We start from the raw sequence: 23681 nt of genomic DNA, 5'->3' as shown, positions 1-23681 counted from the left end.
GCCATGACGCCGAGATCGCCGCCCGCACCGATGAGTCTGTCGGTGGCGGTGGCGATGTTGGCGGGCGTGAGTGCGTGTCAGGTATTGCCGGCCTTGCCGCCGCTGTGGCTCGGGGCCGTGCTTTCGGTCATCGCGGCCGGCTTCTACATTTTCGCGCCGACCTGGCGCGATCTCGCGGCCCTGGTTTTCGGGCTGTGCTGGGCTGCGCTGGTCGGACAATCGGTGATGCAGCAGCGGCTGCCTGACTCACGTGTTCCGATGACCGTGCTCGTCGAAGGTCGCGTGCTGGGGTTGCCGCAACGCGAGCCCGATTCGGTGCGCTTCGATTTCCGCATCGAGCGCGGGCCTGCCGGTGTTCCAGTTGGCGAAAAAGTGCGTCTGGGCTGGTACGGCCAGCCGCCGGGACTCGATCCCGGTAGTTGTTGGCGATTGCTGGTCCGACTGAAGTGTCCGCAGGGCGTGCTCAATCCCGGCGGCTACGATTTCGAGAAGAGTGCTCTGGCGCAGCGACTCGCCGCGACTGGATACGTGCGTGATCCCGCAAGTGCGCGTCGCCTTGCTCCTGCACAGGGCGTCGATGCCTGGCGTGATCGCGTGTCGCATCAGATCGCGCAGGCACTGCCGGCCGGTCGCGCGCGTTTCGTGCAGGCTTTGGCGCTGGGCGACACGCGCGCCTTGAGCGACCGCGACTGGGAAATCCTGCGTGCGACGGGTCTGACACACCAGATCGCGATTTCCGGCTTCCATGTCGGCATGGTCGCCGGTTTCGGTGCCTTGCTCGCGTCGGGGCTGTTCTGGCTGTGGCCGGAATTGGGACGTCGTGTGCCGCGTCCGCAGGCGACGGCAGTCGGCGCGCTCGCCTTCGCCGCCGCTTACACCGCGCTTGCCGGGTTCGCGTTGCCCACCGTGCGCACCTTGCTGATGATCGCCGCCGTGCTCATGGCCAAGCTGCTGCGACGGCCGCAATCGGGGGCCGATGCATTTGCACTCGCGATGATCGTCGTCCTGCTCGTCGATCCGCTGTCGGTACTCGCGCCGGGTTTCTGGCTCAGCTTTCTCGGCGTTGCCTGGCTGCTGTGGTGTCTGCCGCACGAGCGGCAGGCGGGGGTGCTGCGGCCATTTTTCGAGTCCCAGGGTGTGGCCGTGCTGGGCCTGCTGCCGCTGACCGTCTGGTTCTTCGGTCAGGCGTCTTTGCCCGGACCGTTGGCGAATCTGCTCGGCATCCCGGCGATCAGCCTGGTCATCGTGCCTCTGGCCCTGCTGGGGCTGCTGGTCGCACCGATGTCGGCAGGATTGGCCGGGCTGTTCTGGACCGGGTCTGCGTGGGTCATGGACGGCCTGTGGTGGTGTCTGGAGCGCATGGCGCATTGGCCGGCCGCGACGATCTGGTTGCCGGAGGCTTCGCTGCTGGCCGTCGTACTGGGCTGTCTGGCGGCGTTCTGGCTCTTGCTTCCCCGCGGTACGCCCGGCAAGGCGCTTGCCCTGTTCTTGTTCCTCCCGCTGCTTTGGCCCGATCGGCACACGCCCGCTCCCGGCGAGGCGGAGATCGTCGTCATCGATGTGGGGCAGGGACTGTCGGTCCTGGTGCGCACGGCTGCGCATACGCTGCTTTTCGACGCTGGTCCCGCGAATGCCCGCGGGCTGGATATGGGGGAGGCCGCGGTGCTGCCCGGGTTGCATGCCCTGGGCATCGGTCGACTGGACACGATCGTGATCAGTCATGGCGACAACGACCATGCGGGCGGTCTGACGGCGGTGCAGCGGGCCTTTCCTCTGGCGCGTGTACTGGCGCCGGAAGGATGGGCGGGTCCGGGCATGCATCGCTGCCAGCGCGACGCGCATTGGCGCTGGGACGGTGTCGATTTTCGGATCCTGCATCCGCCGCCACTGTTTCCCTACGAGCGAAACGACAGTTCCTGTGTGCTGCGCATCGAGGCAGGCGGACGCGTGGCGCTCATCCCCGGCGACATCGGCCGCCATGTCGAAACCCGGCTGGTGCGTGAGCAGGCGCCACGATTGTGGGCCGACCTGCTGATCGCGCCGCACCATGGCAGCGACGGCTCCTCGAGCGAGGCCTTCGTCGCCGCCGTGAATCCGCGTTGGGTCATATTTGCGACGGGAGCGAGCAACCGTTTCGGGCTGCCGCGGGCGAACATCGCTGAACGTTACCGGCGACGCGGAGCCGCCATAGCCGACACCGCCCGCACCGGCATGCTGCGTTTCAGCCTGGATGAACAGGGCGTCCGTCGGCAGAGCGCGCGGCGTACCGATACGCCCCGGTACTGGCGGGAGCCCGGGGCCACCGGCTCAGGCTATGCTATCGGCAGTCCCGATTCTGAGAGGTGAGCGGCGTGCTGGAATTGATCAAAGCCGGCGGCTGGGTGATGTTGCCGATCCTGCTGCTGGCCGTGCTGGCCATGGCGATAGTCCTGGAACGCTTCTGGAGCCTTCGCCGCAAGGAAGTCCTTCCGCCCGGTCTGGGCGAAGAGGTCAAGGAATGGGCCCGCGGGCATCAGCTCGACCCCAAACACATCGAAGTCCTGCGCCGGAACTCGCCCTTGGGCGAACTGCTCGCCGCCGCGCTGGACATGCGTTACCGCCCCCGGGAAATGATCAAGGAGCGCGTCGAGGACGTCGGCCGCCATGTCGTGCACGACATGGAGCGCTTCATGAACACCCTGGGCACCATCGCCAGCGTGTCGCCGCTGCTGGGACTGCTGGGCACGGTGTTCGGCATGATCGTGATGTTCCTGGACATCCTCAAGACCGGCGTCGGCGACGTGAACCAGCTCGCCGGCGGCATCGGTCAGGCGCTGGTCAGTACTGCCGCCGGTCTGTGCGTCGCGATTCCGGCGGTCATGTTCTATCGCTATTTCCGCGGACGCATCGCCGAGTACGTCGTCGTCATGGAGAAGCAGGCGATGTCCCTGCTCGATGCGATCGATGAAGGCGTGATCCCGAGCAGCAAGCCGACCGCGCGCAGCAAGCGGGGTGAGGGATGAAGCTCGGCCGCGGACGCATGGACGAAGATCCCGAGATCAACCTGATCTCGCTCATCGACGTGCTGTTCTGCCTGATCCTGTTCCTGGTCGTCACCACGACCTTCAACCAGCGCAGCATGCTCAAGCTGCAGTTGCCGCAATCGCAGAGCGGTGCCCAGGCCGATGCCGGCGAACCCCTGATGGTGCTGGTCGATTCCGAGGGCAAGTACTTCATCGGCAACAACGCGGTATTGAAAACCGACGTCGCCAGCCTCAAGGAAGCCCTGGTCGCCGCCGCCGGCGACGACCGCACGATGCCCGTGGTCGTGCGCGCCGATGCGCGCAGCCCCTACCAGTCGGTGATCACGGCGATGGACGCGTTGGGCCAGCTCGGCTTCGTGAAGTTGCAGATGGCCACCACGCCCGCCCCAAAAGCGAATGAACGATAAACCCGCGGCAACCAATTACTGGCATGTCTACCGGCGTCTGCTGCTGTTCGCGCGGCCGTTCTGGCCGTGGCTGGGCCTGGCGGCGCTCGGAATGCTGGTGGAAGCTGGTGCGGCGGGCTATTTCGCGACCTTGATGAAGCCGATGATCGACGAGACCTTCGTCGCGCGCAATCCGAGCGTGCGTTGGGGACTGCCGCTGACGATCCTGGCGCTGTTCGTCATGCGCGGCATCGCGACGTTCTCCACCGACTACACGATGGCGCGCGTGGGCAACGGGCTGTCGCGCAGCCTGCAGTTGCTGCTTTTCGACAAGTTCCTGCGTCTGCCCAGCAAGCGTTACGACGTGGAATCGGTCCCGGCGCTGCTGTCGCGCCTGAGCTACGACACCGGCCAGATGACGGGTGCGGTCACGGAAGCGCTGAAAGTCATCATCACCGATTCGATCACCATCGTCGGTCTGCTCGGCATCATGCTGTGGGAGAGCTGGCGCGTGACCGCGGCGATGCTGATCGTCGCGCCGGCGATCGCATTGATCTCGTCCTATGTCAGCAGCCGCTACCGCCGCATCAACCGCGGCATGCAGCAGGCCGTGGCGCAGACCAGCCAGGCGACGATGGAGATCCTGTCCGCCCAGCAGGAAGTGAAAATCTACGGCGCGCAGAAACTTGAAGTCGGACGTTTCGCCGATCTCACGCTGCGCAACATGCGCCTGGCGCTGAAGATGGAAACCACGCGCGGCGCGGCGTCGTCGGCCGTGCAGATGCTCGGTGCCGTCGCGCTCGCGGTCATCCTGTTCCTGGCCGGCGCCGAAGCCATGGCCGGACGCATGACGGCCGGCGGTTTCGTCAAGATCATGATCGCGATGATGACCTTGCTGCCCTCGCTCAAGCGCATCACCAACGTGCAAAGTCCCTTGCAGCGCGGTCTGTCCTCGGCCGAGCGCCTGTTCGGCATGGTCGACGAACCCGACGAACCCGATACCGGCAAGACATCGATGCAGCGCGCGCGCGGCGAACTGGAATTCCGCGACGTCAGCCTGCGCTACGACAACCAGCCCGAAGACGCGGTGCGCAACATCTCCTTCACGGCGCGTCCGGGCACGGTCACGGCGATCGTCGGCCGGTCGGGCAGCGGCAAGTCCTCGCTGATCCGCTTGCTGCCGCGCTTTTACGAACCGACGTCGGGCGAAGTGCGGCTCGATGGCGTGCCGGTCACCGATTACCGTCTGGCGGATCTGCGCCGGCAGATGGGCCTGGTCGGTCAGCGCGTCATGCTGTTCGACGATACCGTCGCGGCCAATATCGCCTACGGCCAGGACGGCGCGACGCGCGAAGCGATCCGCGCTGCCGCCGATGCCGCCAACGCGACCGAATTCATCGATCGCCTGCCGCAGGGGCTGGACACACGCATCGGCGAGAACGGCGGTCTGCTCTCCGGCGGCCAGCGCCAGCGCATCGCGATCGCGCGCGCGATCCTCAAGGACGCACCGGTACTGATTCTCGACGAGGCCACTGCGGCGCTCGACAACGAATCCGAGCGCCTGGTGCAGGATGCGCTCGATCGCCTGATTCCCGATCGCACCACCCTGGTCATCGCGCATCGCTTGTCGACGATCGAACATGCCCACCAGGTGCTTGTGCTCGATCAGGGCCGATTGGTGGAGCAGGGCACGCATGCCGAATTGCTTGCGCGCGGCGGCCTGTATTCGTATTTGCATCGCATGCAGTTCCGCGAGGCGGAGGCCGAGTGAAGTCGGCGCTCGAACACCGGCTCACGCAACGCTGGTATGGCGGGCAGGCGCCGGGCTTCGGATCGCGTCTGTTGGCCGGCACCTATCACGCTGCGCTGAAGTTGCGCGCTGGTTTGTACGCGAGCGGCCTGATCAGCTCGCAGCGGGTCGGCGTCCCAGTGATCGTCGTGGGGAATTTCACCGCCGGCGGTACCGGCAAGACGCCGCTTATCGTCGCGCTCGCGCTGCGTCTGCAGGCGCGGGGCTGGCGTCCGGGCATCGTCAGTCGCGGTTACGGGCGCCGTTCGAAGGCGCCGATCGCCGTGGATGCGGACACGCCGCCTGAGCGCTGCGGCGACGAACCCAAATTGATTTTCGAACGCACGCAATGCCCGGTCTTCGTCGACGGCGACCGTGTGGCTGCGGCCAGTCGCGCGATCGCGGCCGGCTGCAATCTCGTGCTGTCCGACGACGGACTGCAGCATCACCGGCTGGCGCGCGACATCGAAATCGAGGTGCTCGACGGCGAGCGTCGCTATGGCAACGGACTGTTGATGCCCGCCGGTCCTTTGCGCGAACCGCCGCGGGATACCGGATTGCGGGTCGTCAATGGCGGGGCGGCGCAGGCAGGCGAGTGGGGCATGCGCCTGCACACGGGGCGCGCGATCGCGCTCGCCGGCGGACGCCGGCGCGAACTCGCGGAATTCGCCGGTGATGGCGTCCTACACGCCTTGGCCGGCATCGGTCATCCCGAACGCTTCTTCGCCGTGCTGCGCGCGCAGGGTCTGGATCCGGTCGAACATCCGTTTCCCGATCACCATGCCTACCGCGCCGAAGACTTCGCCGGCATGACCGGGGCGATCCTGATGACCGAAAAGGACGCGGTGAAATGCCGCGACCTGGGCCTGGAGCAGGGCTGGTATGTGCCGGTGGAGGCGGAGCTCGACGAGGGCTTCTACGATCGGATCCTCGAACGACTGGAGAACGTTTCGCCATGACCGAGCCCGGTTTCATCGTCGCCATTCCGGCGCGCTTCGGTGCTTCGCGCCTTCCGGGTAAACCGCTGCGCCTGATCGCCGGCGAACCGATGGTCGTGCATGTCGCGCGTCGCGCCCTGGCCGCGGGTGCGACGCAGGTCGTGGTCGCGACCGATGACGCGCGCATCGCTGATGCTGTGCGCGGCTATCCCGTGACCGTCTGCCTCACGCGGGCCGACCACCCCTCGGGCACCGACCGGTTGGCCGAATGCGCCGAGCAACTGGGTTGGACCGACGAGGAAATCATCGTCAATCTGCAGGGCGACGAACCCTTCGCGCCGCCGGAGGGCATTCGTGCCGTCGCGCGCACGCTGGCCGAGGCCGGCACGGAAATGGCAACGCTCGCGACCCCGATCGAGGATAGCGACACGCTGTTCGATCCCAATGCCGTGAAAGTGGTGCGCGACGCCCGCGGCCTGGCCCTGTATTTCAGTCGCGCGCCGATTGCCTGGCAGCGCGACCGCTTTGCCCGCGATCGCACCAGCGCCCCGGCACCGGGCGCCTTGCGTCATATCGGCATCTACGCGTATCGCGCCGGATTCCTGCGTCGGTTCACTTCGTTGCCGCCAGGTGAGCTCGAGGGCCTCGAGGCCCTCGAGCAACTTCGTGTGCTGGAAGCGGGCTACCGGATTGCCGTCGGCATCACCCCGGTCGCGTTTCCGCCCGGCGTCGACACCGAGGCGGACCTGCTGCGGGCTGAGCAGCGGATGATGTCCAACAGTGCCAGATGTTGAGCCGATCTGGCTTCTAGTCGTTTCTCTACCATGCGCAAGGGGAGATTACACGAGAGTAGAACTTCGTAATGAGTTTGCTCCCATCACTCCCAGAGCAAACCAAAAGTATGGTTTCAGTCTTGCAGACGCTGCCCATTCCGGTGCTGACTCCATTTTCGTGAATGATGCCGCTCTTGCAAGTGTAAACAACCGGCTGGTTTGAGCCTGGTGAAAAAGAGGCAAGCGAATCCGAGGTCAATGTCGCAAGCTCTGGATAGTAGACTGCGTTCTTGGCGCTGAAAGTCACGTCGTTGCCGGCGATTCCGACACCATCGGAAAGTTCAACGTACTGCACGATTCCATTCTTGTCGGAATGAACGATTGCATTTTTGCTCGCAATTTCAACCGCCCCTGGCACTGAAAACTCTGCGTCCGATATCTTGATCGTCGCTGGATTTGCGGTATCCGTGGAAGTTGCAGATGTTCCTTTGATCGAGAGATCGGAATTCTCTTTTGCGGCAAATGTTGTTGCGCTTACGAGGGTAAGAAAAAGAAAGAAAAAAATGCGCATGCTGTTCCCCAAATAGTTGAAAGTAGGAGCCATAAAAGCAAGAAATTCAAACCGCAAATCGACCGGATGCCTCCGATCTTGACGCAAGCTATATCAGGCTGCTGCCCCTTAAAAGACGTGAGTGCCCATCACCCCGCAAGGGAAAACAGCCGAGATGTCCTGGAGCCGTCGTAGAAGTTCGGACCGAAGGCGGTTGGAGCGGTGCATACGAACAGTGTCTGCCGCCGCATGGTCGAACGGCATAGGCAATTCCCTCGGCTGACTGTCAGATTTCGGCTGCCAAGGCCTGCTTCCGGGGCTAGTTGAACGTCGCCCGCCGAATTCTCCGTCACCCGATTCCAATGCGGCGCCGAGAAGTACCATAATGAGCCTCCCCGTGAGTGCCCAGGTCCCGACCGCATGACCACCGCCACGCCCGCTCCCGCACTGCACGCTTCGCTGAACTGGCTCAACGCCGATCCGCAAACGATCGCGATGCAGCGCGGCCGCGTCACGGCGCTGGTGTTCTGGAATGCGAGTTCGGCGTATTGCAGCAATCTGATCGAGGAACTGCTGCGCATCAAGCTGCGGCACCCGGTCGGCCTGGCGATCCTGGGCATCCACCAGCCGAAGTTCGATGTCGAGATCGATGGCCGCACGGTGCACAAGGCGCTCAATCGCCTGGGCGTGAATTTTCCCGTCGCGAACGACCGGGGTTGGGTTGCTTGGCAGCACTACGGCATCGTGAGCTGGCCGTCGGTTGCCCTGATCGACAGCAAGGGATTCCTGCGCGAGATTTTTTCCGGCGACGACCAGGTCGCGGCGCTCGATCTCGCGCTCGGTGCGCTGATCGAAGAGGCGGGCGCCGATATCCGGCAATCGCCCAGCCTGCGTCTGAGCGGCGGCGAACCGATCTCGCCCCTGCTGTTCCCGTCGGGCCTGCTGGTTACCGAATCGCATCTGTATGTCGCCGACACCGGCCACCATCGCATCCTCGAATGCACGCACGAAGGTCGCGTGCTGCGCGAGTTCGGCACCGGCTACCCCGATCTTGTCGATGGCGCGCCGACCGAGGCCGCGTTCCGCTACCCGCGCGGCCTGTGCATGATGCGCGACTACCTGTACGTCGCCGACACCGGCAATCACGCGGTACGCCGCATCCATCTCATTGACGGCCAGGTGCACACGGTCGCCGGCACCGGCAAGGCCGGCATTCCGCGCGAGGGCGTCTCGACGATCGCCTCCGATTGCCCGCTGAACCAGCCGACGGCAGTGACCGGCATCAACGATCGTCTGTTCATCGCCATGACCGGCAGCAATCAGATCTGGGAATTCGATCTGGGCAAGTCGCGGCTGTGTTTCATCGCCGGCACCGGCGAGTTGGGCATCACCGACGGTCAGGGCCGCAATGCCCTGCTGGCGCAACCGATGGGCATGGCCCTCGTGCAGCAGACGCTGTATGTCGCCGACTCGGCGAGTTCGGCGGTGCGCGCGATCCAGCTGCAGCAGAATTCCGTGCAGACACTGGTCGGGCAGGGCCTGTATGAATTCGGCGAGCAGGACGGCCAACGCCGCGATGCCCGCCTGCAGTATCCGCAGGCCGTGGCCCTGGACCCGGGCTCGCCCGTGCTCTGGGTCGCCGACACCTACAACGGCAGCCTGCGCAAGCTGCGCCTCGGCGGCGGCGAGATGAGCAGCCATCCCTTGCCGCAGCCGCTGTACCAGCCCAGCGCGCTGGCGATGCTGGGCAATACGCTGTGGATCGCCGATGCCGCCGCGCACGAGATCATGCGCCACGACATCGCCACCGGCCTGCTGAGCCGGATTCCGGTTGGCGAATAAGCGCCGTTCCCGCTGGGCGATAATGTCGGCATGACCGAGACGCCCGCAGCAGCCCCCTTCGACGGCAAGGAATTCGTCCGCGAGCTCACCTCCGCGCCCGGCGTTTACCGCATGTTCTCGGCCGACGGCAGCGTTCTGTACGTGGGCAAGGCCGCCTCGCTGAAAAAACGCGTGGCGAGCTATTTTCGCGCCGACTTGCCGTCGCGCCGCATCGCCCTGATGGTGGCGCAGATCGCGCGCATGGAAGTGACGATCACACGGACCGAGTCCGAAGCCTTGATCCTGGAAAACCAGATGATCAAGTCGCTGCGCCCGCGCTACAACGTGCTGCTGCGCGACGACAAGAGCTATCCCTACATCCTGCTGACCGAAGAAACCTGGCCGCGCATCGCGTTCCATCGCGGCCCGCGCGCGAGTGCCGGCCGCTATTTCGGGCCGTATCCGAGCGTGCTGGCGGTGCGCGAAACGCTGGACCTGATGCAGAAGATATTCAAGCTGCGCACCTGCGAGGACAGTGTGTTCCGCAATCGCAGCCGGCCCTGTCTGCAACACCAGATCGGGCGTTGTTCGGCGCCTTGCGTAGGTTTCATCCCGCCACGCGACTACGACGCCAGTGTGCGGCGGGCGACGCTGTTCCTCGATGGTCGCAGTACCGAACTCGTTGACGAGCTCACGCGTTCGATGGACGCAGCCAGCGTTCGCCTGGAGTTCGAACTGGCCGCGCAGCTGCGCGACACGATCGGCGGAATCCGCAAGGTCCAGGCCAAGCAGTACGTCGAGGGCGAACAGGTCGAGATGGATGTGCTCGCCTGCACGCTGACCCAGGGCGCGGCCTGCGTCCTGCTGCTGTCGTTCCGAAACGCGATGAGCCTGGGCACGCGCTCATTCTTTCCGAGGCTCAACGGCGCGGACACGCCGGAAGAAGTCCTCGGTGCTTTCGTCAGCCAGTACTACCTGGAAAAGCGTCCGCCGCGCGAGATCGTGCTCAGCCATGCGATCCCGGACCTGGCGCTTTTCGAGAAGGTCTTCAGCGAACAGGCCAACCGTCGCGTCGAGATCAAGACCAGCGTGCGCGGCGAACGCGCGCGCTATCTGGAAATGGCGCGCAGCAACGCCGAGCTCGCGCTCGCCGCCGAACGCAGCAGCAGCGCCAGCCAGCGCGTGCGCTTGGAATCATTGCAGAAACTGCTGGAACTGCCGGCGCCGCCGCAACGCATCGAGTGCTTCGACATCAGCCACACGATGGGCGAGGCGACGGTGGCCTCCTGCGTCGTGTTCGACGGGGAAGGGCCGGTGCGTGCGCAATACCGGCGCTTCAACATCGCCGGCATCACGCCGGGCGACGACTATGCCGCGATGCATCAGGCGCTGGAGCGCCGCTTCAAACGCGGGCTGGCCGAGGGCATCCTGCCCGATCTGCTGCTCATCGATGGCGGCGTGGGGCAGTTGGCGCAGGCGCGTGAGGTGCTCGCGGCGCTGGGTGTCGAGGGCCTGGCGATGATCGGCGTCGCCAAGGGCGAAGAGCGTCGCGCCGGCCATGAGGCCCTGGTGTTTCCGGACGGGCGGGAAATCCGCCCCGGCGTCGAATCGCCCGGCCTGCAGCTCATCCAGCAGGTGCGCGACGAGGCCCACCGGTTCGCGATCACCGGTCACCGCGGCCGTCGTCAGAAGACCCGCGAAACAAGCCGGCTCGAGGATATCGCCGGCATCGGTCCCCGCCGTCGCGCCAGCCTGCTCAAGCATTTCGGCGGTCTGTCGGGGCTGAAGTCGGCCGGCGCCGAGGAAATCGCCCGGGTCGAAGGAATCAACCACGCCCTTGCCGAGCGCATATATGCTTCACTGCATGGCCTGGACTCCCCCGCGCAGGATGCCTGAGTGAGACTGACGATCCCGACCCTGTTGACCCTGTTCCGCATCGTGCTCATTCCGGTGCTGGCGCTGGTGTTCTACTGGAAAAGCCCCTGGAGCAATATCGTCGCGACGGCGGTGTTCGTGCTGGGCGCGCTCACCGACTGGCTCGATGGCTGGGTGGCGCGGCGATACGACATGTATTCGGCCTTCGGTGCGTTTCTCGATCCGGTCGCGGACAAACTGGCGGTGACGGTGGCGCTGTTCATCGTCGTGCAGGCGCATCCGACGGCGTGGATGGCCCTGCTTTCAGCGGTCATCGTGGGTCGCGAGATCACCATTTCAGCCTTGCGCGAATGGATGGCGCAGATGGGCGCGCATGGCCTGGTGAAAGTCGCCGGCCTGGGCAAGATCAAGACGATCGTGCAGATGGTGGCGATCAGTTGCCTCATTTTTCACGAGCCGCTGCTTGGATTGCCGATCTTCAAGATCGGCGAATGGCTGCTCGCGGTGGCGGCGGCCCTGACGTTGTGGTCGGGTGCGGACTATCTGCGGGCCGCCTGGCCGACCATGAGCAAGGGCTAAGAGCCAGCACTGGCGCCGCTTTCCGAACTTTTTGCCGGAAAGGGTGTTGACATGAAAGCGTCAATCGCCAAAAATACGCGTCTCCTGCGGGAATAGCTCAGTTGGTAGAGCACGACCTTGCCAAGGTCGGGGTCGCGAGTTCGAGTCTCGTTTCCCGCTCCAGGTTCAAAAACCTCGGTTCGCCGAGGTTTTTTTTTAGGGCTTGATTGGTCGCGGCAACGCGCTAATCTTTCGCCATGCACCCTTGGCCGGGTGGCAGAGTGGTTATGCAGCGGACTGCAAATCCGCGTACGCCGGTTCAATTCCGACCTCGGCCTCCAATGCAAAGCCCCGCTTCGGCGGGGCTTTTTTTTGCCTGCTGTCGCCTGCGCCGCGAATGCGGCAACATGGCGCCGCGCCGCCCGGGTGGCGAAACTGGTAGACGCATGGGACTTAAAATCCCCCGGCCGCAAGGCCATGTGGGTTCGATCCCCACCCCGGGCACCACAAGACTCACGCGCCTCGCTATGCTGCCGTCATTGCGCTGAAGGAGCCGGTGATGCTGCCATCCCGCTACTGGGTGTTTGCCGTGTGTGTGGTGATGGCGCTGGTGTCGCTGTCGGGACTGGCCTGGTCGCTGGCGTGGTTCTGGCCGGCCTTGTTGTTCTCGGTGCTGGCCCTGATCGGTTGCTGGGATCTGTTGCAGACCCGGCACGCGGTGCGACGGAACTATCCGGTGATGGCGCATTTCCGGTATGCACTCGAAGGCATCGGCCCGGAAATCCGCCAGTACTTTATCGAGGCCGACACCGACGAACGGCCGTTCTCGCGCTCGCAGCGCGCGATCGTCTACCAGCGCGCCAAGAACGTACTCGACAAGCGCCCGTTCGGCACCCAGCTCAACGTCTACGACGACAAGTACGAATGGATCAACCATTCGCTCGCGCCGACCGAGTTGGCCACGCACGATTTCCGCATCACCATCGGTGCTGGCCGTGCCAAGCCGTATGCGGCGAGCGTGTTCAATATTTCGGCGATGAGTTTCGGCGCGCTGTCGGCGAACGCCATTCGCGCGCTCAACGAGGGCGCGCGACGCGGCGGCTTCTATCACGACACCGGCGAAGGCTCGATCTCGCAATACCACCGGGAGAAGGGCGGCGATCTCGTCTGGGAAATCGGCTCGGGCTATTTCGGTTGCCGGGATTCTTCCGGCGGATTCAGCGAAGAGAACTTCATCGCCAATGCCTGCACCGAGCAGGTGAAGATGATCGAGGTGAAACTGTCGCAAGGCGCCAAACCCGGTCACGGCGGCGTGCTTCCCGGCGCCAAGGTCTCGCCGGAAATCGCCGCGGCGCGCGGCGTTCCCGCAGGCGTGGACTGCGTTTCGCCGGCGCGGCATTCGGCGTTTTCGACGCCGCGCGGACTGCTGCAGTTCGTCGATCGCCTGCGCACGTTGTCCGGCGGCAAGCCGACGGGCTTCAAGCTCGCGGTCGGTCATCCCTGGGAATGGTTCGCGATTGCCAAAGCGATGCAGGAGACGGGGATCTATCCCGACTTCATCGTCGTCGACGGCGGCGAGGGCGGCACCGGTGCGGCGCCGCTGGAATTCACCGACCACGTCGGCGCGCCGCTGCGCGAAGCCTTGCTGCTCGTGCACAACACGCTCGTAGGCCTGAATCTTCGCCAGCATGTGCGCCTCGGGGCGGCGGGCAAGGTCATCACCGCATTCGACATCGCGCGCACGCTGGCGATGGGCGCGGACTGGTGCAATGCCGCGCGCGGCTACATGTTCGCGCTCGGCTGCATCCAGTCGCAGAACTGCCACACCGACCGCTGTCCGACCGGTGTGGCGACGCAGGACCAGAGCCGGCAGCAAGCGCTCGTCCCCGAGGACAAGGCCACGCGCGTGATGAATTTCCAGCAGAACACGCTCAAGGCGCTCAAGGAACTGATCCAGGCCGCCGGCCTGAACCATCCCGACGAGCTCGGCCCCGAGCACATCATCCGGCGCATTTCCTCGACGGAGGTGCGCTCGCTGGCGGTGCTGCACCGGTTTCTGAAACCGGGCGAGCTGCTCACCGGTGTTCTGCCCGAGCATCCGGCGTTTCAGGTGTTCTGGAACGAAGCCGATCCCGATGCGTTTTCGCCGCCGCAGCAGGTGCGTGCCCTGCGCACCAGCAAGCTCAGCTGAGTAGCGTCGGCTTCAGAGCAGATCGAGCAGGCGTTCGACCGGCCGGCCAATGGCCGCGCGCCCGCGATGGATCAGGATCGGGCGCTGGATCAGGCGCGGATTCGCGGCCAGCGCGGCAACGAGTTCGTCGTGCGTCAGCGTCGTCTCTTCCAGGCCGAGCGCGGCGTATTCCGGTTCGTCGCGGCGCATGAGCTCGCGCGGCGCGATCGCCAGCAGGCGCAGGAGAGCTTCGATTTCGGCAACCGTAGGCGGAGTCTCGAGATAGGCGAGCAGGCGCGGCCGCAGGCCGTGCTGTGCGAGCAGTTCCACGGCGGCCCGGGATTTGGAGCAGTCGGGATGGTGGAACAGGAGGGACTCGGTCATCGGCCGGTGATCGCGCAAAGAAAAAGCCGGCTTGCGCCGGCCTTTTGGACATCTGGTGGGCGGTACAGGGCTTGAACCTGTGACCCTTGCCGTGTGAAAGCAATGCTCTACCGCTGAGCTAACCGCCCGTAGAGCGGCAAATGTTATGCGGATGGCTGCTTTTGGTCAACCTTTGGCGCGGCGATGACGTGGCGGATACGTTTGCCGGCAAGCACTTGCATCAGTTTTCGGGCGCTTTGTTCCCAGGAAAACGGATGGATTCGTTCGGGCCGGGCGGCATCGCCTGCCGCCGAATGGGCGAACCAGTCCAGCAGTGCGCGGGCGAGGGAGGCGCCGTCGCCGCCATGGAAATAGGTGGCTCCCGCCCCGGCGACTTCCCGGAAGACGGGGATGTCGCGCGCCAGAATCGGCAGCCCGTGCCGCGCCGCTTCCACGATCGGCAGGCCATAGCCTTCGCCCTGCGAGGCCGCCAGCAACACCGTGGCATGCCGATAGAGCGCATGCAGGCCGGCGTCGTCCAGGCTGGGCAGCCAGACCAGACGATGGCCGTTTTCGGGATGCGTTTTCAGGCGCTCGATGAGGGCGTCGCTCTTCCAGCCCGGGGCACCGACGATGATCAGGTGAATCGCTTCGCCCTGTGCCCAGAGGCGTTCGAACGCCGCCAGCGCCTGTGCGTGACCTTTGCGCGGTTCGATCGTGCCGACCATCAGCACCGACCGTGTTTCCGGCAGCAGCAGATCGGCGGCTTCGGGGGGCAGGAACACGGATCTGATGGCGCGTCGGTTTTCCGGATCGGCGCCCAGCGGGAAATGACCAATCGCCAGCGGACGGTCGCGTGGCGGCGGATTCTGGTCGCACCAGCGTTTGACTTCGTCCGAGACCGCCACGGAAATGCAGGCCAGGCCATCGGCGACGCGCGTCACTGTCTGCACCCAAGTGCGGAATTCCGCCGCCGTCGAGGCCAGAAACCATTCCGGATGCAGCACCGGCAACAGGTCATAGACGACGAAGTGGATGCGCACGCCATCGCGGCGCAGCTGCTCGTAGACCGGCAGGTTCGCGGCGACCAGTTGCGGCGCCAATTCGAGACCGAGGAAGAGGTCGCCGGCTTTCGCGCGCATCGGCACGTCGCGACGCTTGAGGCGGATCGCACCGAATTCGCGGCGCGCGGCCTTGCGCGCGAGCCGGAAAACACCCTCGCACAGATACACCGGTTCGACCCGATGCGGGAGATTCGGCTGATCCAGCCACTGCTGCAGGATGTTGCGCGACACGCGCTGGATGCCCGTGCGCGTATTGGTCAGGACCAGCAACGTGATGTCGACGAACAGGCGCGGGCGCGGATCGACCGGGTGCTGCAGGACCGACATGGCGCGCACGACCTGGCGGAAAACGTTCATTCGAGTTGCGCGCGCGCGTACTCGCTGTCGAGTTTTTCCATCGCATCGCGCGGCTTGAGCTTGCCGGCTTTTTCGTAGGCTGCGGCGGCCTGGTCTTCCTTCTTGTCGCCGTGCAGCAGCAGGAGCAGGTTGCCGTTCTCGACATGCGCGATCGGCGAGTCGGGCGTGAGCTTGAGCGCGGTCTGGATGTGCTTTTCGGCTTCCGCGGCCTTGGCGCCGTAGGTCATGCCACCGATCAACGCACCGATCTTGCCGATGATCTCGGCGTGATACAGCGCCAGCGCGGTATGCGCTTCGGCGTGCTTGCTATCGAGCTTGAGCGCGGCTTCGAGTTTTTCGCGCACCTTGCCCGCCAGACCCATCTTGAGGGCCTTGCCGATGCTGATGCCCTGGCTGTAGCGGCCCATGGCGAAGGCGTAGCGATAGTGGCTGTTCGCTTCGGAGGGCAGGGCGGCGATCGCGGCTTCGGCGAGCTTGCCGGCCTGTTCGTAACGCTTGAGCTGTTCGTCTTCGTCGTCGACCAGGTAGGTCGCGTGGATGCCGAGCGCCTTGACCGCGACCGATGCACCGATCGGGCCGAGGGCTTCGCCGGCCTCGAACGCCTGCTGGAAGTCGCCGTGATGGAAGGCGCGCCAGGCGTCCTGCAAATGCGCGGCCAGCGCTGCCGCGTCCAGTCCCTTCGGTGCGGCCTTGCCGGCGGCCTTGATCAGGGCGGCGGCGCGCTTGTCGTCGGGGTAGGGTTCGCCATCGCCGGCATGCAGGGTCGGCCAGGCTTTCTTGAGCTTGTCGCCGGCGAGGTCGTAGGCCTTGGCGTCGTGAGGAAATTTCGCCCAGCCTGATTTCTTGGTCGCCATGTGATTCTCCTGGTCGGGGGACAAGGATGTCGTGCGCCATTCGGGCTGACAAGCCGTCACCCTAGTGTGAAAGCTCAGCCACGACTACTGAGACTCGGGTCGTTCCATCCGGCCACGTACGGCCCCACTCCCCAGTCTCGAGGTTTCCATGGCCCGTAAAATCAGCAAACGCACCCCCCGTGCGACCAAGAACGCGCCGGTACAACCGCGCGAGCTCCTGCTCGCCGGCATCGGCGCGGTCTCCCTCGGTCGCAAGCAGGCGATCAAGTCCTATGCCGACACCCTGGAAGGCGCCGCCGACCTGCGTGCCCGCGCCGAAGCCGCCGTCCAGGACGCGGTAGAAACGGTCAGCGGCAAAGTTGTGGCGCTGCGCAAGCAGGCCAAGGCGTCCGTCGGTCCGATGCAGAAGAAGGTCATCGCTCTCGCCAGCGAAGCCAAGACCCAGGCTGAAACCCGCCTCGCGCCGGTGCTGGCCAAGTTCGGCGTCAAGAAGAAAGCCATCAAGCGCACTGCGGCGAAGAAGAAGCCGGTCGCCAAGCGTCCGGTCAAGCGCGGCCGTCGCGCAGCCTGAGTTCTCCCCTCGTCAGGGAAAAACGAAACGCCCCGGTGCAAGCTGGGGCGTTTCTGTTTTCAGGGGTGCCGTTTCTGCGCGGCGGTGAAGGCCGCCAGTTGCTCCGGCGTTGCCTCCGGCTGGTGTTTGGCTTTCCATTCGGCGAAGGGCTCGCCGTAGATGAGTTCGCGCGCCTGATCCTTGCTCAGCGACTGGCCGGCTTGTTCGGCGGCCTCGCGATACCAGTCGGCCAAGCAGTTGCGGCAGAAACCGCCGGTGATCATCAGATCGATGTTCTGCACGTCCTTGCGGGCATCGAGATGCGCGAGCAGGCGCCGGAAGGCAGCGGCTTCGAGTTCGACGGAGCGGTTCATATGGCGGCGCGGGCCTCGGTTCAAGGATAATTGCGGTTCCGGCGTTCGATCTTGGTCGCCACGCCCGTCGCCATTTTGCGGCAGGCTGTGAGGCTTGTCGCATGCCCCGGCTTTCAAGGACCCTGCATGACCGCCCGAATCCTCGACGGCAAGCGCATCGCCGACGCCCTGCTCGATGACCTCGCCAAGCGCGTCGAGAGCCGGGTGGCCGAGGGCAAGCCGCGTCCGGGGCTGGCGGTGATCCTCGTCGGTGCCGATCCGGCCTCGTCGGTCTATGTGCGCAACAAACGCCGCGCCTGCAAAAAGGTGGGCATCAAGGCCTACGATTTCGACCTGCCCGCGGAAACTTCCGATACCGAGCTCGCCGCCCTGATCGACCGGCTCAATGCCGATCCGAAGATTCACGGCATCCTGCTGCAGCTGCCGCTGCCGGGCGATCGCGACGGCAACTGGCTGATCCACCGCATCGATCCGCGCAAAGACGTCGACGGCTTCCATCCGGAAAACGTCGGTCACCTGGCCCTGCGTCAGTTCGGCCTGCGTCCGTGCACGCCGCGTGGTATCACGACCCTGCTGGCCTACACCGATCGCCCGGTGCGCGGCCAGACCGCCGTGATCGTGGGCGTCAGCAACCATGTGGGCCGACCGATGGCGCTGGAACTGCTCATCGCCGGTTGCACCACGATCAGCTGCCACAAGTTCACGCCGCGCGCGGTGCTCGAAGCCCAGGTGCGCCAGGCGGACATCCTTGTGGTCGCGGTGGGTCGCCCCGATCTGGTGCCGGGAGAGTGGGTGAAACCCGGGGCGGTGGTCATCGATGTCGGCATCAACCGTATGGACGATGGCCGTCTGGTCGGCGACGTCGGTTTCGAGGCGGCGGCGGCGCGCGCGAGCTGGATCACGCCGGTGCCGGGCGGGGTCGGCCCGATGACCGTCGCCACCCTGATGCAGAACACGCTCGAAGCCGCGGAAGCGGCGGAAGCGAACGCGAATTCCGAGGCGATGTTGTCATAAGGACTGTGGGAAACTGCGCCGCATGAAGCGACTTCTTCTTCCGTCCAGCCTGGCCGCCGTGCTCGTCCTGAGCGGCTGCTCGACGCTCGTGCAAAAGGCCAGCGACGGCTTCGCCCAGAACCTCGGTTCGGCCGTGCTTAACAGCGAAGATCCGGCCACCGTCCGCGACGGCTTGCCGGCCTATCTGTTGCTGCTAGACAGCCTCATCGAAGGCCAGAAACCCGGCGACAAGAACGGCGCATCGACGCTGTTCGCTGCGGCCCGGCTCAACGGGGCCTATGCCGGCAATTTCACCGGGGAGGACAAGCCGCGTGCGCAGCGGCTGTCGAGAAAATCCTTCGACTACGCGCGTCGCGGCACCTGCCTGCAGGACGCCGCCTTGTGCGCGGCGCTGGACAAGGATCCCGATCAGTTCGCTGCCGTCGTGGCCGCCGATACCAATGCGGACCTGATGTACGCGCTGGCAGCCAGCTGGGCCGGCTATCTGCAGGCCAATTCCGAGGACTGGGGCGCGATCGCCGACCTGCCGAAGATCGAAACCCTGCTCAACCGCGTCGTCGCGATCGCGCCGGAAACCGATCACGGTCAGGCCTATCTGTATCTGGGCGTGCTCAACTCGCTGCGGCCCGAAGCCGTCGGCGGCAAGCCCGAACAGGGCCGCGTGTACTTCGAGAAGGCCATCGCGATCTCCGGCGGCAAGAACCTTTACGCCAAGACCCTGTATGCCGAGTTCTACGCACGCCTGGTGTTCAACCAAGAGCTGCACGATCGCCTGTTGAACGAAGTGCTCGCCGCCGACCCGAAGGCGCCGGGCTTCACGTTGGTCAATACGCTGGCGCAGGATCGCGCCAGGAAACTTCTGGAAAGCGGCAAGGAGTATTTCTGATGAGCCTCGTTCGTCGAATCGCAAGCGTGTTGCTGGTATCGATGCTGGTCGCCGCGCCGGCCTCCGCCCAACAGGTCATCAAGATCGCCACGCTCGCCCCGGACGGTTCGGCCTGGATGAAGGAACTGCGCACCGCCGCCGCCGAAGTGCAGGCCGGTACCCAAGGCCGCGTGCAGGTGAAGTACTACCCCGGCGGCGTCATGGGCAGCGACTCGGTCGTGCTGCGCAAGATGCGCCTGGGTCAGTTGCAGGGCGGGGTATTGACCTCGAGCGAACTGGCGGCGGTGTATCCCGATGCGCCGATCTACAGTCTGCCGTTCCTGTTCAGCAACTGGACGCAGGTCGAAAAGGTGCGTCCTCAGATCGATCCGATCCTGGCGCGTGGCTTCGAAGCCAAGGGCCTGCACATGCTCGGTGCGTCCGGTGTGGGCTTCGCCTACATCATGAGCACCAAGCCGCTGCGCTCGAAGGCCGACATGGTCGGCACGAAGCTGTGGATTCCGCAGAACGACAGCATCGCTGAGACGACCTTCAAGGTCGCCGGCATCAGTCCGATTCCGTTGCCGCTGGGCGATGTGTTCACCAGCCTGCAGACGGGTCTGGTCGATACCGTCGCCAATACGCCGTCCGGTGCGGTGGCGCTGCAGTGGCATGGCAAGCTGCGTTACATGGTCAATCTGCCGCTGTCGTATGTCGTCGGCTACACGGTGGTCGATCTCAAGGCCTGGCAGAAACTGAGCCCAGCCGATCAGGCGATCGTGGCGAAAGCGTTTGCCGCCGCATCGGCGCGCACCGATGCCGGCATCAAGCGCGACGACGCGTCCGCGCTGGCCGCGATGCAGAAGCAAGGCCTGACCGTGCTGAACATGGATGCGGCCGAAAGCGCCCGCTGGCGTGAAATCGGCGCGCGCGTGACGCACCAGATGGAAGTCGACAAGACCATCTCGCCCGACGTCCTGGCGGCCGTGCGCAAGGCCATTGCCGGGGCCGGCAAGTGATAGAAAAGCTCCTGCGCGGGCTCCATCGCGCCGAAGACCTGTTGTTGGCCGCGTTGCTCGCGGCCCTGCTGCTGCTGTCGGTGCTGCAGATCGGCCTGCGCATGTTTTTCGATACCGGCCTGGAATGGGCCGAGACGGTCAGCCGCATGGGTGTGCTGTGGCTGGCGCTGTTCGGCGCGCTCGGTGCCGCACGCGCGCATCGCCACATCGCCATCGATGCCTTGCCGCGCCTGTTGCCGCCGTTGTGGCGGCGCGTGGCCTGGGCCATCGCGCAGCTGGCCACGGCGGTCATCTGCGGTCTGCTGGCCTGGTACGGCTGGGGCATGTTGCAGATGGAGCGGGAAGCGCCGGCGGTGTTCGTCGAAGGCGTGGCGAGCTGGTGGCCGATGCTGGCGTTCCCGTTCGGTTTCGGCCTGCTGAGCCTGCGTTTTGCGATCGCGGCGTTCGGCCAGCCCAGCGAGCATGACGTCTGATGCTCATCGGTCTCGCCCTTGTTCTTCTGCTCGCCGCGCTGGGCATGCCCCTGTTCGCGGTCATCGCGGCGATCGCCTTGCTGGGATTCCAGGCCGCCGGCTATGACCTGATCGCAGTCGCAGTCGAGTACTACCGTCTCGGCGACAAGCCCGGCCTCATCGCGATTCCGATGTTCACGCTCGCCGGTTACCTGCTCGGCGAGAGCGGGACGCCGACACGCCTGGTCCGTCTGTCGATGGCGATGCTGGGCTGGCTGCCCGGCGGCCTGGCCATCGTCGCGATCGTGGCCTGCGCTTTCTTCACCGCGTTCACCGGCGCCTCGGGCATGACGATCGTGGCGATCGGCGCCTTCCTGTATCCGGCCCTGGTCAAGGCCCATTACCCGGAGCGCTACAGCCTGGGATTGGTTACGTCCTCGGGCAGCCTGGGCCTGCTGTTCGCGCCGTCGCTGCCGCTGATTCTCTACGGCTTCGTGGCGGGGCAGCTCAACACCACGCCGGCCGTGACGATGCGCGACCTGTTCCTGGCCGGCCTGATGCCAGGCGGATTGATGATCCTGGTCCTGGCCCTGCATGCGATGTGGGTGGGCCGGCAGCTGCCCAAGGCCGCGCAGAGCTTCGATCTCGGCGAGCTCTGGGCGGCCCTCAAGGATGCGAAGTGGGAGCTGCCGCTGCCGCTGATCGTGCTGGGCGGCATCTATTCGGGCAAGTTCGCAGCGAGCGAAGCCGCAGCTGTGACAACACTTTATGTTTTGATCGTAACTGTATTGATTAAAAAGGAAATTAAGATCGGGAAACTGCCCGATCTGATGGCCGAGGCGATGCGCCTGGTCGGCGCCATCCTGATCATCCTGGGCGCGGCCGGCGCCTTGTCGAACTGGCTGGTCGACCAGGAAGTGCCCAATCATCTGTTCGATTTCAGCCGCCAGCATGTGCACTCGGCCGGCGTGTTCCTGATGCTGCTCAATGTCGTGCTGCTGATGGTCGGCATGTTCATCGACATCTTCTCGGCGATCGTGATCCTGACGCCCTTGCTGGTGCCGGTGGCGATGGCCTACGGCATTCATCCGGTGCATTTCGGCATCGTGATGCTGGCCAATCTGCAGATCGGCTATTTCATGCCGCCGGCGGGTATGGACCTGTTTATCGCCGCGTATCGGTTCAAGACCAATATCCTGACCTTGACGCGCGCCTGTGCGCCGTTTTTCCTGCTGGTCGGCGCGGCCTTGCTGATCATCACTTGGTGGCCGTGGCTGTCGCTGGGCCTGCTCTGACCGGAAAGTCCGGGCGCTGATCCGGCGGCTGGGGGCCGTTCCGGCCGATTTCCCGAAATATCGGCGCCTCAAGCCGGGCCGCGACCCGCTATAATGTCGCGCTTCCTACCCCCGGAGCTGCCCGTGCTGCGCATCCAGGCCGAAGCCCTGACGTTCGACGACGTCTCCCTCGTTCCCGCCCACTCCATCGTGCTGCCCAAGGACGTGAACCTGTCCACGCAGCTCACGCGTGGCATCACGCTGAATCTTCCGATCGTGGCCGCCGCCATGGACACCGTCACCGAAGCGCGCCTGGCGATCGCCATGGCCCAGCTCGGTGGCATCGGCATCCTGCACAAGAACATGTCGCTGGCCCTGCAGGCCGCGCAGGTCGCCAAGGTCAAGAACTTCGAAGCCGGCGTGATCCGCGAGCCGTTCACCGTCGGTCCCGACGCGACCGTCGGCGACGTCATCAAGCTCACCCGCGCCCGCAACATCTCCGGCGTGCCGGTCGTCGACGGCAACCAACTGCTCGGCATCGTCACCAGCCGCGACATGCGCTTCGAGAAGAAGCTCGACGATCCGATCCGCAACATCATGACCAAGAAGGACCGTCTGGTGACGGTCGGCGAGGGCGCTTCCGACGACGAAGTGCTCGCGCTCATGCACAAGCACCGCATCGAGAAAGTGCTCGTGGTCAATGACAGCTTCCAGCTGCGCGGCCTGATCACGGTCAAGGACATCCAGAAAGCCCGCGACAACCCGAATGCGGCCAAGGACGGCGACGAGCAGCTGCTCGCCGGCGCCGCGGTCGGTGTCGGCGGCGATACCGAAGCGCGCGTGGAGGCCCTCGTGGCGGCCGGCGTCGACGTGATCGTGGTCGATACCGCGCATGGTCATTCGCAGGGCGTGCTCGACCGCGTGCAGTGGGTCAAGAAGAACTTCCCGAACGTGCAGGTCATCGGCGGCAACATTGTCACCGGCGATGCGGCGCTGGCGCTGATGGATCACGGTGCCGATGCGGTCAAGGTCGGCGTCGGTCCCGGCTCGATCTGCACGACGCGCATCGTCGCGGGCGTCGGCGTGCCGCAGATCACGGCGATCGGCATGGTCGCGGACGTGCTCAAGGGCCGCATTCCGTTGATCGCCGACGGCGGTATCCGTTACTCGGGCGACATCGCCAAGGCGCTTGTCGCCGGCGCGTCCACGGTCATGATCGGCGGCCTGTTCGCCGGCACCGAGGAAAGCCCGGGCGAGATCGAGCTGTTCCAGGGCCGCAGCTACAAGAGCTATCGCGGCATGGGCTCGCTCGGCGCGATGGAGCAGGGCAGCAAGGACCGCTATTTCCAGGACGCGTCCGATGCCGACAAGCTGGTGCCGGAAGGCATCGAGGGTCGGGTGCCGTATCGCGGCCTGCTCGCCAACATCGTCCACCAGCTCGCCGGCGGCGTACGCGCCTCGATGGGCTACGTGGGCTGCGCGACGATCGAGGAAATGCGCACGCGTCCCAAGTTCGTCCGCGTCACCAACGCCGGCGTGCGCGAGAGCCATGTGCACGACGTACAGATTACGAAAGAGCCGCCCAACTACCGAATGGGCTGAGAGTTTCGCG

At 65.3% G+C, this 23681-nt stretch carries 22 protein-coding genes and 4 tRNA genes; 20 read left to right on the top strand and 6 right to left on the bottom strand.

All coding sequences use genetic code 11. From position 1 onward, the window contains the following. Nucleotides 1-3: 3 nt before the first annotated feature. Genes G467_RS17180 through kdsB form a run of 6 tightly spaced genes read left to right on the top strand, consistent with a single transcriptional unit; the run spans nt 4 to nt 6930 of the window. Nucleotides 4-2346 (top strand): DNA internalization-related competence protein ComEC/Rec2, encoded by a 2343-nt coding sequence (locus G467_RS17180; protein WP_155844882.1) that lies wholly within the window; start codon nt 4-6, stop codon nt 2344-2346. Nucleotides 2347-2351: 5 nt separating this feature from the next. Further along, a complete protein-coding gene (locus G467_RS16525; RefSeq protein WP_033397814.1) occupies nt 2352-3002 on the top strand; it encodes a MotA/TolQ/ExbB proton channel family protein in 651 nt (216 codons plus the stop codon). After that, the gene (locus tag G467_RS0111400; protein WP_022969866.1) at nt 2999-3430 is read left to right on the top strand and encodes an ExbD/TolR family protein; all 432 of its coding nucleotides are present in this window, start codon (nt 2999-3001) and stop codon (nt 3428-3430) included. Before G467_RS16525 ends, G467_RS0111400 begins: the two co-directional genes overlap by 4 nt. Continuing rightward, a complete protein-coding gene (gene msbA, locus G467_RS0111395; protein ID WP_022969865.1) occupies nt 3420-5180 on the top strand; it encodes a lipid A export permease/ATP-binding protein MsbA in 1761 nt (586 codons plus the stop codon). The genes G467_RS0111400 and msbA overlap by 11 nt, the downstream gene beginning before the upstream one ends. After that, nucleotides 5177-6157: a tetraacyldisaccharide 4'-kinase gene (gene lpxK / locus G467_RS16520; protein ID WP_022969864.1), complete on the top strand. Its 981-nt coding sequence runs from the start codon at nt 5177-5179 to the stop codon at nt 6155-6157. The genes msbA and lpxK overlap by 4 nt, the downstream gene beginning before the upstream one ends. After that, entirely contained in the window at nt 6154-6930 is a 777-nt protein-coding gene (kdsB, locus tag G467_RS0111385) for a 3-deoxy-manno-octulosonate cytidylyltransferase (protein ID WP_022969863.1), read from the top strand. Before lpxK ends, kdsB begins: the two co-directional genes overlap by 4 nt. Before the next feature lie 25 nt (nt 6931-6955). Here kdsB and G467_RS18050 read toward each other — a convergent pair whose 3' ends face one another. Further along, complete coding sequence (locus G467_RS18050; RefSeq protein ID WP_155844881.1) at nt 6956-7480, bottom strand: hypothetical protein; 525 nt, start codon at nt 7478-7480, stop codon at nt 6956-6958. Between the two features lie 399 nt (nt 7481-7879). On the opposite strand from G467_RS18050, the gene G467_RS0111375 reads away from it, so the two are divergent. The 7 genes from G467_RS0111375 (at nt 7880) to G467_RS0111345 (ending at nt 13904) form a co-directional block, all read left to right on the top strand. After that, a complete protein-coding gene (locus tag G467_RS0111375) occupies nt 7880-9301 on the top strand; it encodes an NHL repeat-containing thioredoxin family protein (RefSeq protein WP_022969862.1) in 1422 nt (473 codons plus the stop codon). A gap of 30 nt (nt 9302-9331) precedes the next feature. Then, on the top strand, nt 9332-11176 hold the full coding sequence (gene uvrC / locus G467_RS0111370; protein ID WP_022969861.1) for an excinuclease ABC subunit UvrC: 1845 nt from the start codon (nt 9332-9334) through the stop codon (nt 11174-11176). Beyond that, nucleotides 11177-11734, top strand: coding sequence for a CDP-diacylglycerol--glycerol-3-phosphate 3-phosphatidyltransferase (gene pgsA, locus G467_RS16515; protein ID WP_022969860.1), 558 nt, complete (start codon nt 11177-11179; stop codon nt 11732-11734). A gap of 86 nt (nt 11735-11820) precedes the next feature. Further along, a tRNA-Gly gene (locus G467_RS0111360) sits at nt 11821-11896 on the top strand. Nucleotides 11897-11980: 84 nt separating this feature from the next. Continuing rightward, nucleotides 11981-12054 (top strand) — tRNA-Cys (locus G467_RS0111355). 79 nt (nt 12055-12133) lie between these two features. Then, a tRNA-Leu gene (locus G467_RS0111350) sits at nt 12134-12220 on the top strand. A gap of 94 nt (nt 12221-12314) precedes the next feature. Then, nucleotides 12315-13904 carry an FMN-binding glutamate synthase family protein gene (locus tag G467_RS0111345; protein ID WP_425386838.1) on the top strand — a complete coding sequence of 530 codons (1590 nt, stop codon included), beginning with the start codon at nt 12315-12317 and terminating at the stop codon, nt 13902-13904. 12 nt (nt 13905-13916) lie between these two features. On the opposite strand, the gene arsC is transcribed toward G467_RS0111345, so the two are convergent. The 4 genes from arsC to G467_RS0111325 all read right to left on the bottom strand — a co-directional run bounded on the left by arsC (nt 13917) and on the right by G467_RS0111325 (nt 16521). Next, nucleotides 13917-14267, bottom strand: coding sequence for an arsenate reductase (glutaredoxin) (gene arsC, locus G467_RS0111340; protein ID WP_022969858.1), 351 nt, complete (start codon nt 14265-14267; stop codon nt 13917-13919). 53 nt (nt 14268-14320) lie between these two features. Then, nucleotides 14321-14395, bottom strand: a tRNA-Val gene (locus G467_RS0111335). Between the two features lie 15 nt (nt 14396-14410). After that, on the bottom strand, nt 14411-15667 hold the full coding sequence (locus tag G467_RS0111330; RefSeq protein WP_022969857.1) for a glycosyltransferase family 4 protein: 1257 nt from the start codon (nt 15665-15667) through the stop codon (nt 14411-14413). Beyond that, nucleotides 15664-16521 carry a tetratricopeptide repeat protein gene (locus tag G467_RS0111325; protein ID WP_022969856.1) on the bottom strand — a complete coding sequence of 286 codons (858 nt, stop codon included), beginning with the start codon at nt 16519-16521 and terminating at the stop codon, nt 15664-15666. The genes G467_RS0111330 and G467_RS0111325 overlap by 4 nt, the downstream gene beginning before the upstream one ends. Nucleotides 16522-16669: 148 nt before the next feature. On the opposite strand from G467_RS0111325, the gene G467_RS16510 reads away from it, so the two are divergent. Further along, nucleotides 16670-17092: a hypothetical protein gene (locus G467_RS16510; RefSeq protein ID WP_022969855.1), complete on the top strand. Its 423-nt coding sequence runs from the start codon at nt 16670-16672 to the stop codon at nt 17090-17092. Between the two features lie 59 nt (nt 17093-17151). On the opposite strand, the gene G467_RS0111315 is transcribed toward G467_RS16510, so the two are convergent. Next, nucleotides 17152-17445 carry a DUF1244 domain-containing protein gene (locus tag G467_RS0111315; RefSeq protein ID WP_022969854.1) on the bottom strand — a complete coding sequence of 98 codons (294 nt, stop codon included), beginning with the start codon at nt 17443-17445 and terminating at the stop codon, nt 17152-17154. Between the two features lie 126 nt (nt 17446-17571). Here G467_RS0111315 and folD point away from each other — a divergent pair, with 126 nt between their 5' ends. From folD to guaB, 6 genes are all read left to right on the top strand, one after another. Continuing rightward, a complete protein-coding gene (gene folD / locus G467_RS0111310; RefSeq protein WP_022969853.1) occupies nt 17572-18459 on the top strand; it encodes a bifunctional methylenetetrahydrofolate dehydrogenase/methenyltetrahydrofolate cyclohydrolase FolD in 888 nt (295 codons plus the stop codon). A 22-nt stretch (nt 18460-18481) separates the two neighbouring features. Continuing rightward, nucleotides 18482-19345 (top strand): TRAP transporter TatT component family protein, encoded by an 864-nt coding sequence (locus G467_RS0111305; RefSeq protein ID WP_022969852.1) that lies wholly within the window; start codon nt 18482-18484, stop codon nt 19343-19345. Next, nucleotides 19345-20343: a TRAP transporter substrate-binding protein DctP gene (dctP, locus tag G467_RS0111300; protein ID WP_022969851.1), complete on the top strand. Its 999-nt coding sequence runs from the start codon at nt 19345-19347 to the stop codon at nt 20341-20343. The genes G467_RS0111305 and dctP overlap by 1 nt, the downstream gene beginning before the upstream one ends. Then, on the top strand, nt 20340-20816 hold the full coding sequence (locus tag G467_RS16505) for a TRAP transporter small permease (RefSeq protein ID WP_022969850.1): 477 nt from the start codon (nt 20340-20342) through the stop codon (nt 20814-20816). The genes dctP and G467_RS16505 overlap by 4 nt, the downstream gene beginning before the upstream one ends. Beyond that, entirely contained in the window at nt 20816-22090 is a 1275-nt protein-coding gene (locus G467_RS0111290) for a TRAP transporter large permease (protein WP_022969849.1), read from the top strand. The genes G467_RS16505 and G467_RS0111290 overlap by 1 nt, the downstream gene beginning before the upstream one ends. Nucleotides 22091-22213: 123 nt before the next feature. After that, nucleotides 22214-23671: an IMP dehydrogenase gene (guaB, locus tag G467_RS0111285; RefSeq protein ID WP_022969848.1), complete on the top strand. Its 1458-nt coding sequence runs from the start codon at nt 22214-22216 to the stop codon at nt 23669-23671. Nucleotides 23672-23681: the final 10 nt, after the last annotated feature.

The organism is Arenimonas oryziterrae DSM 21050 = YC6267, from assembly GCF_000420545.1.
Lineage (GTDB): Bacteria > Pseudomonadota > Gammaproteobacteria > Xanthomonadales > Xanthomonadaceae > Arenimonas > Arenimonas oryziterrae.
Note: the sequence above shows the minus strand (reverse complement) of the source record. Positions and strands in the feature narration are given on the sequence as shown.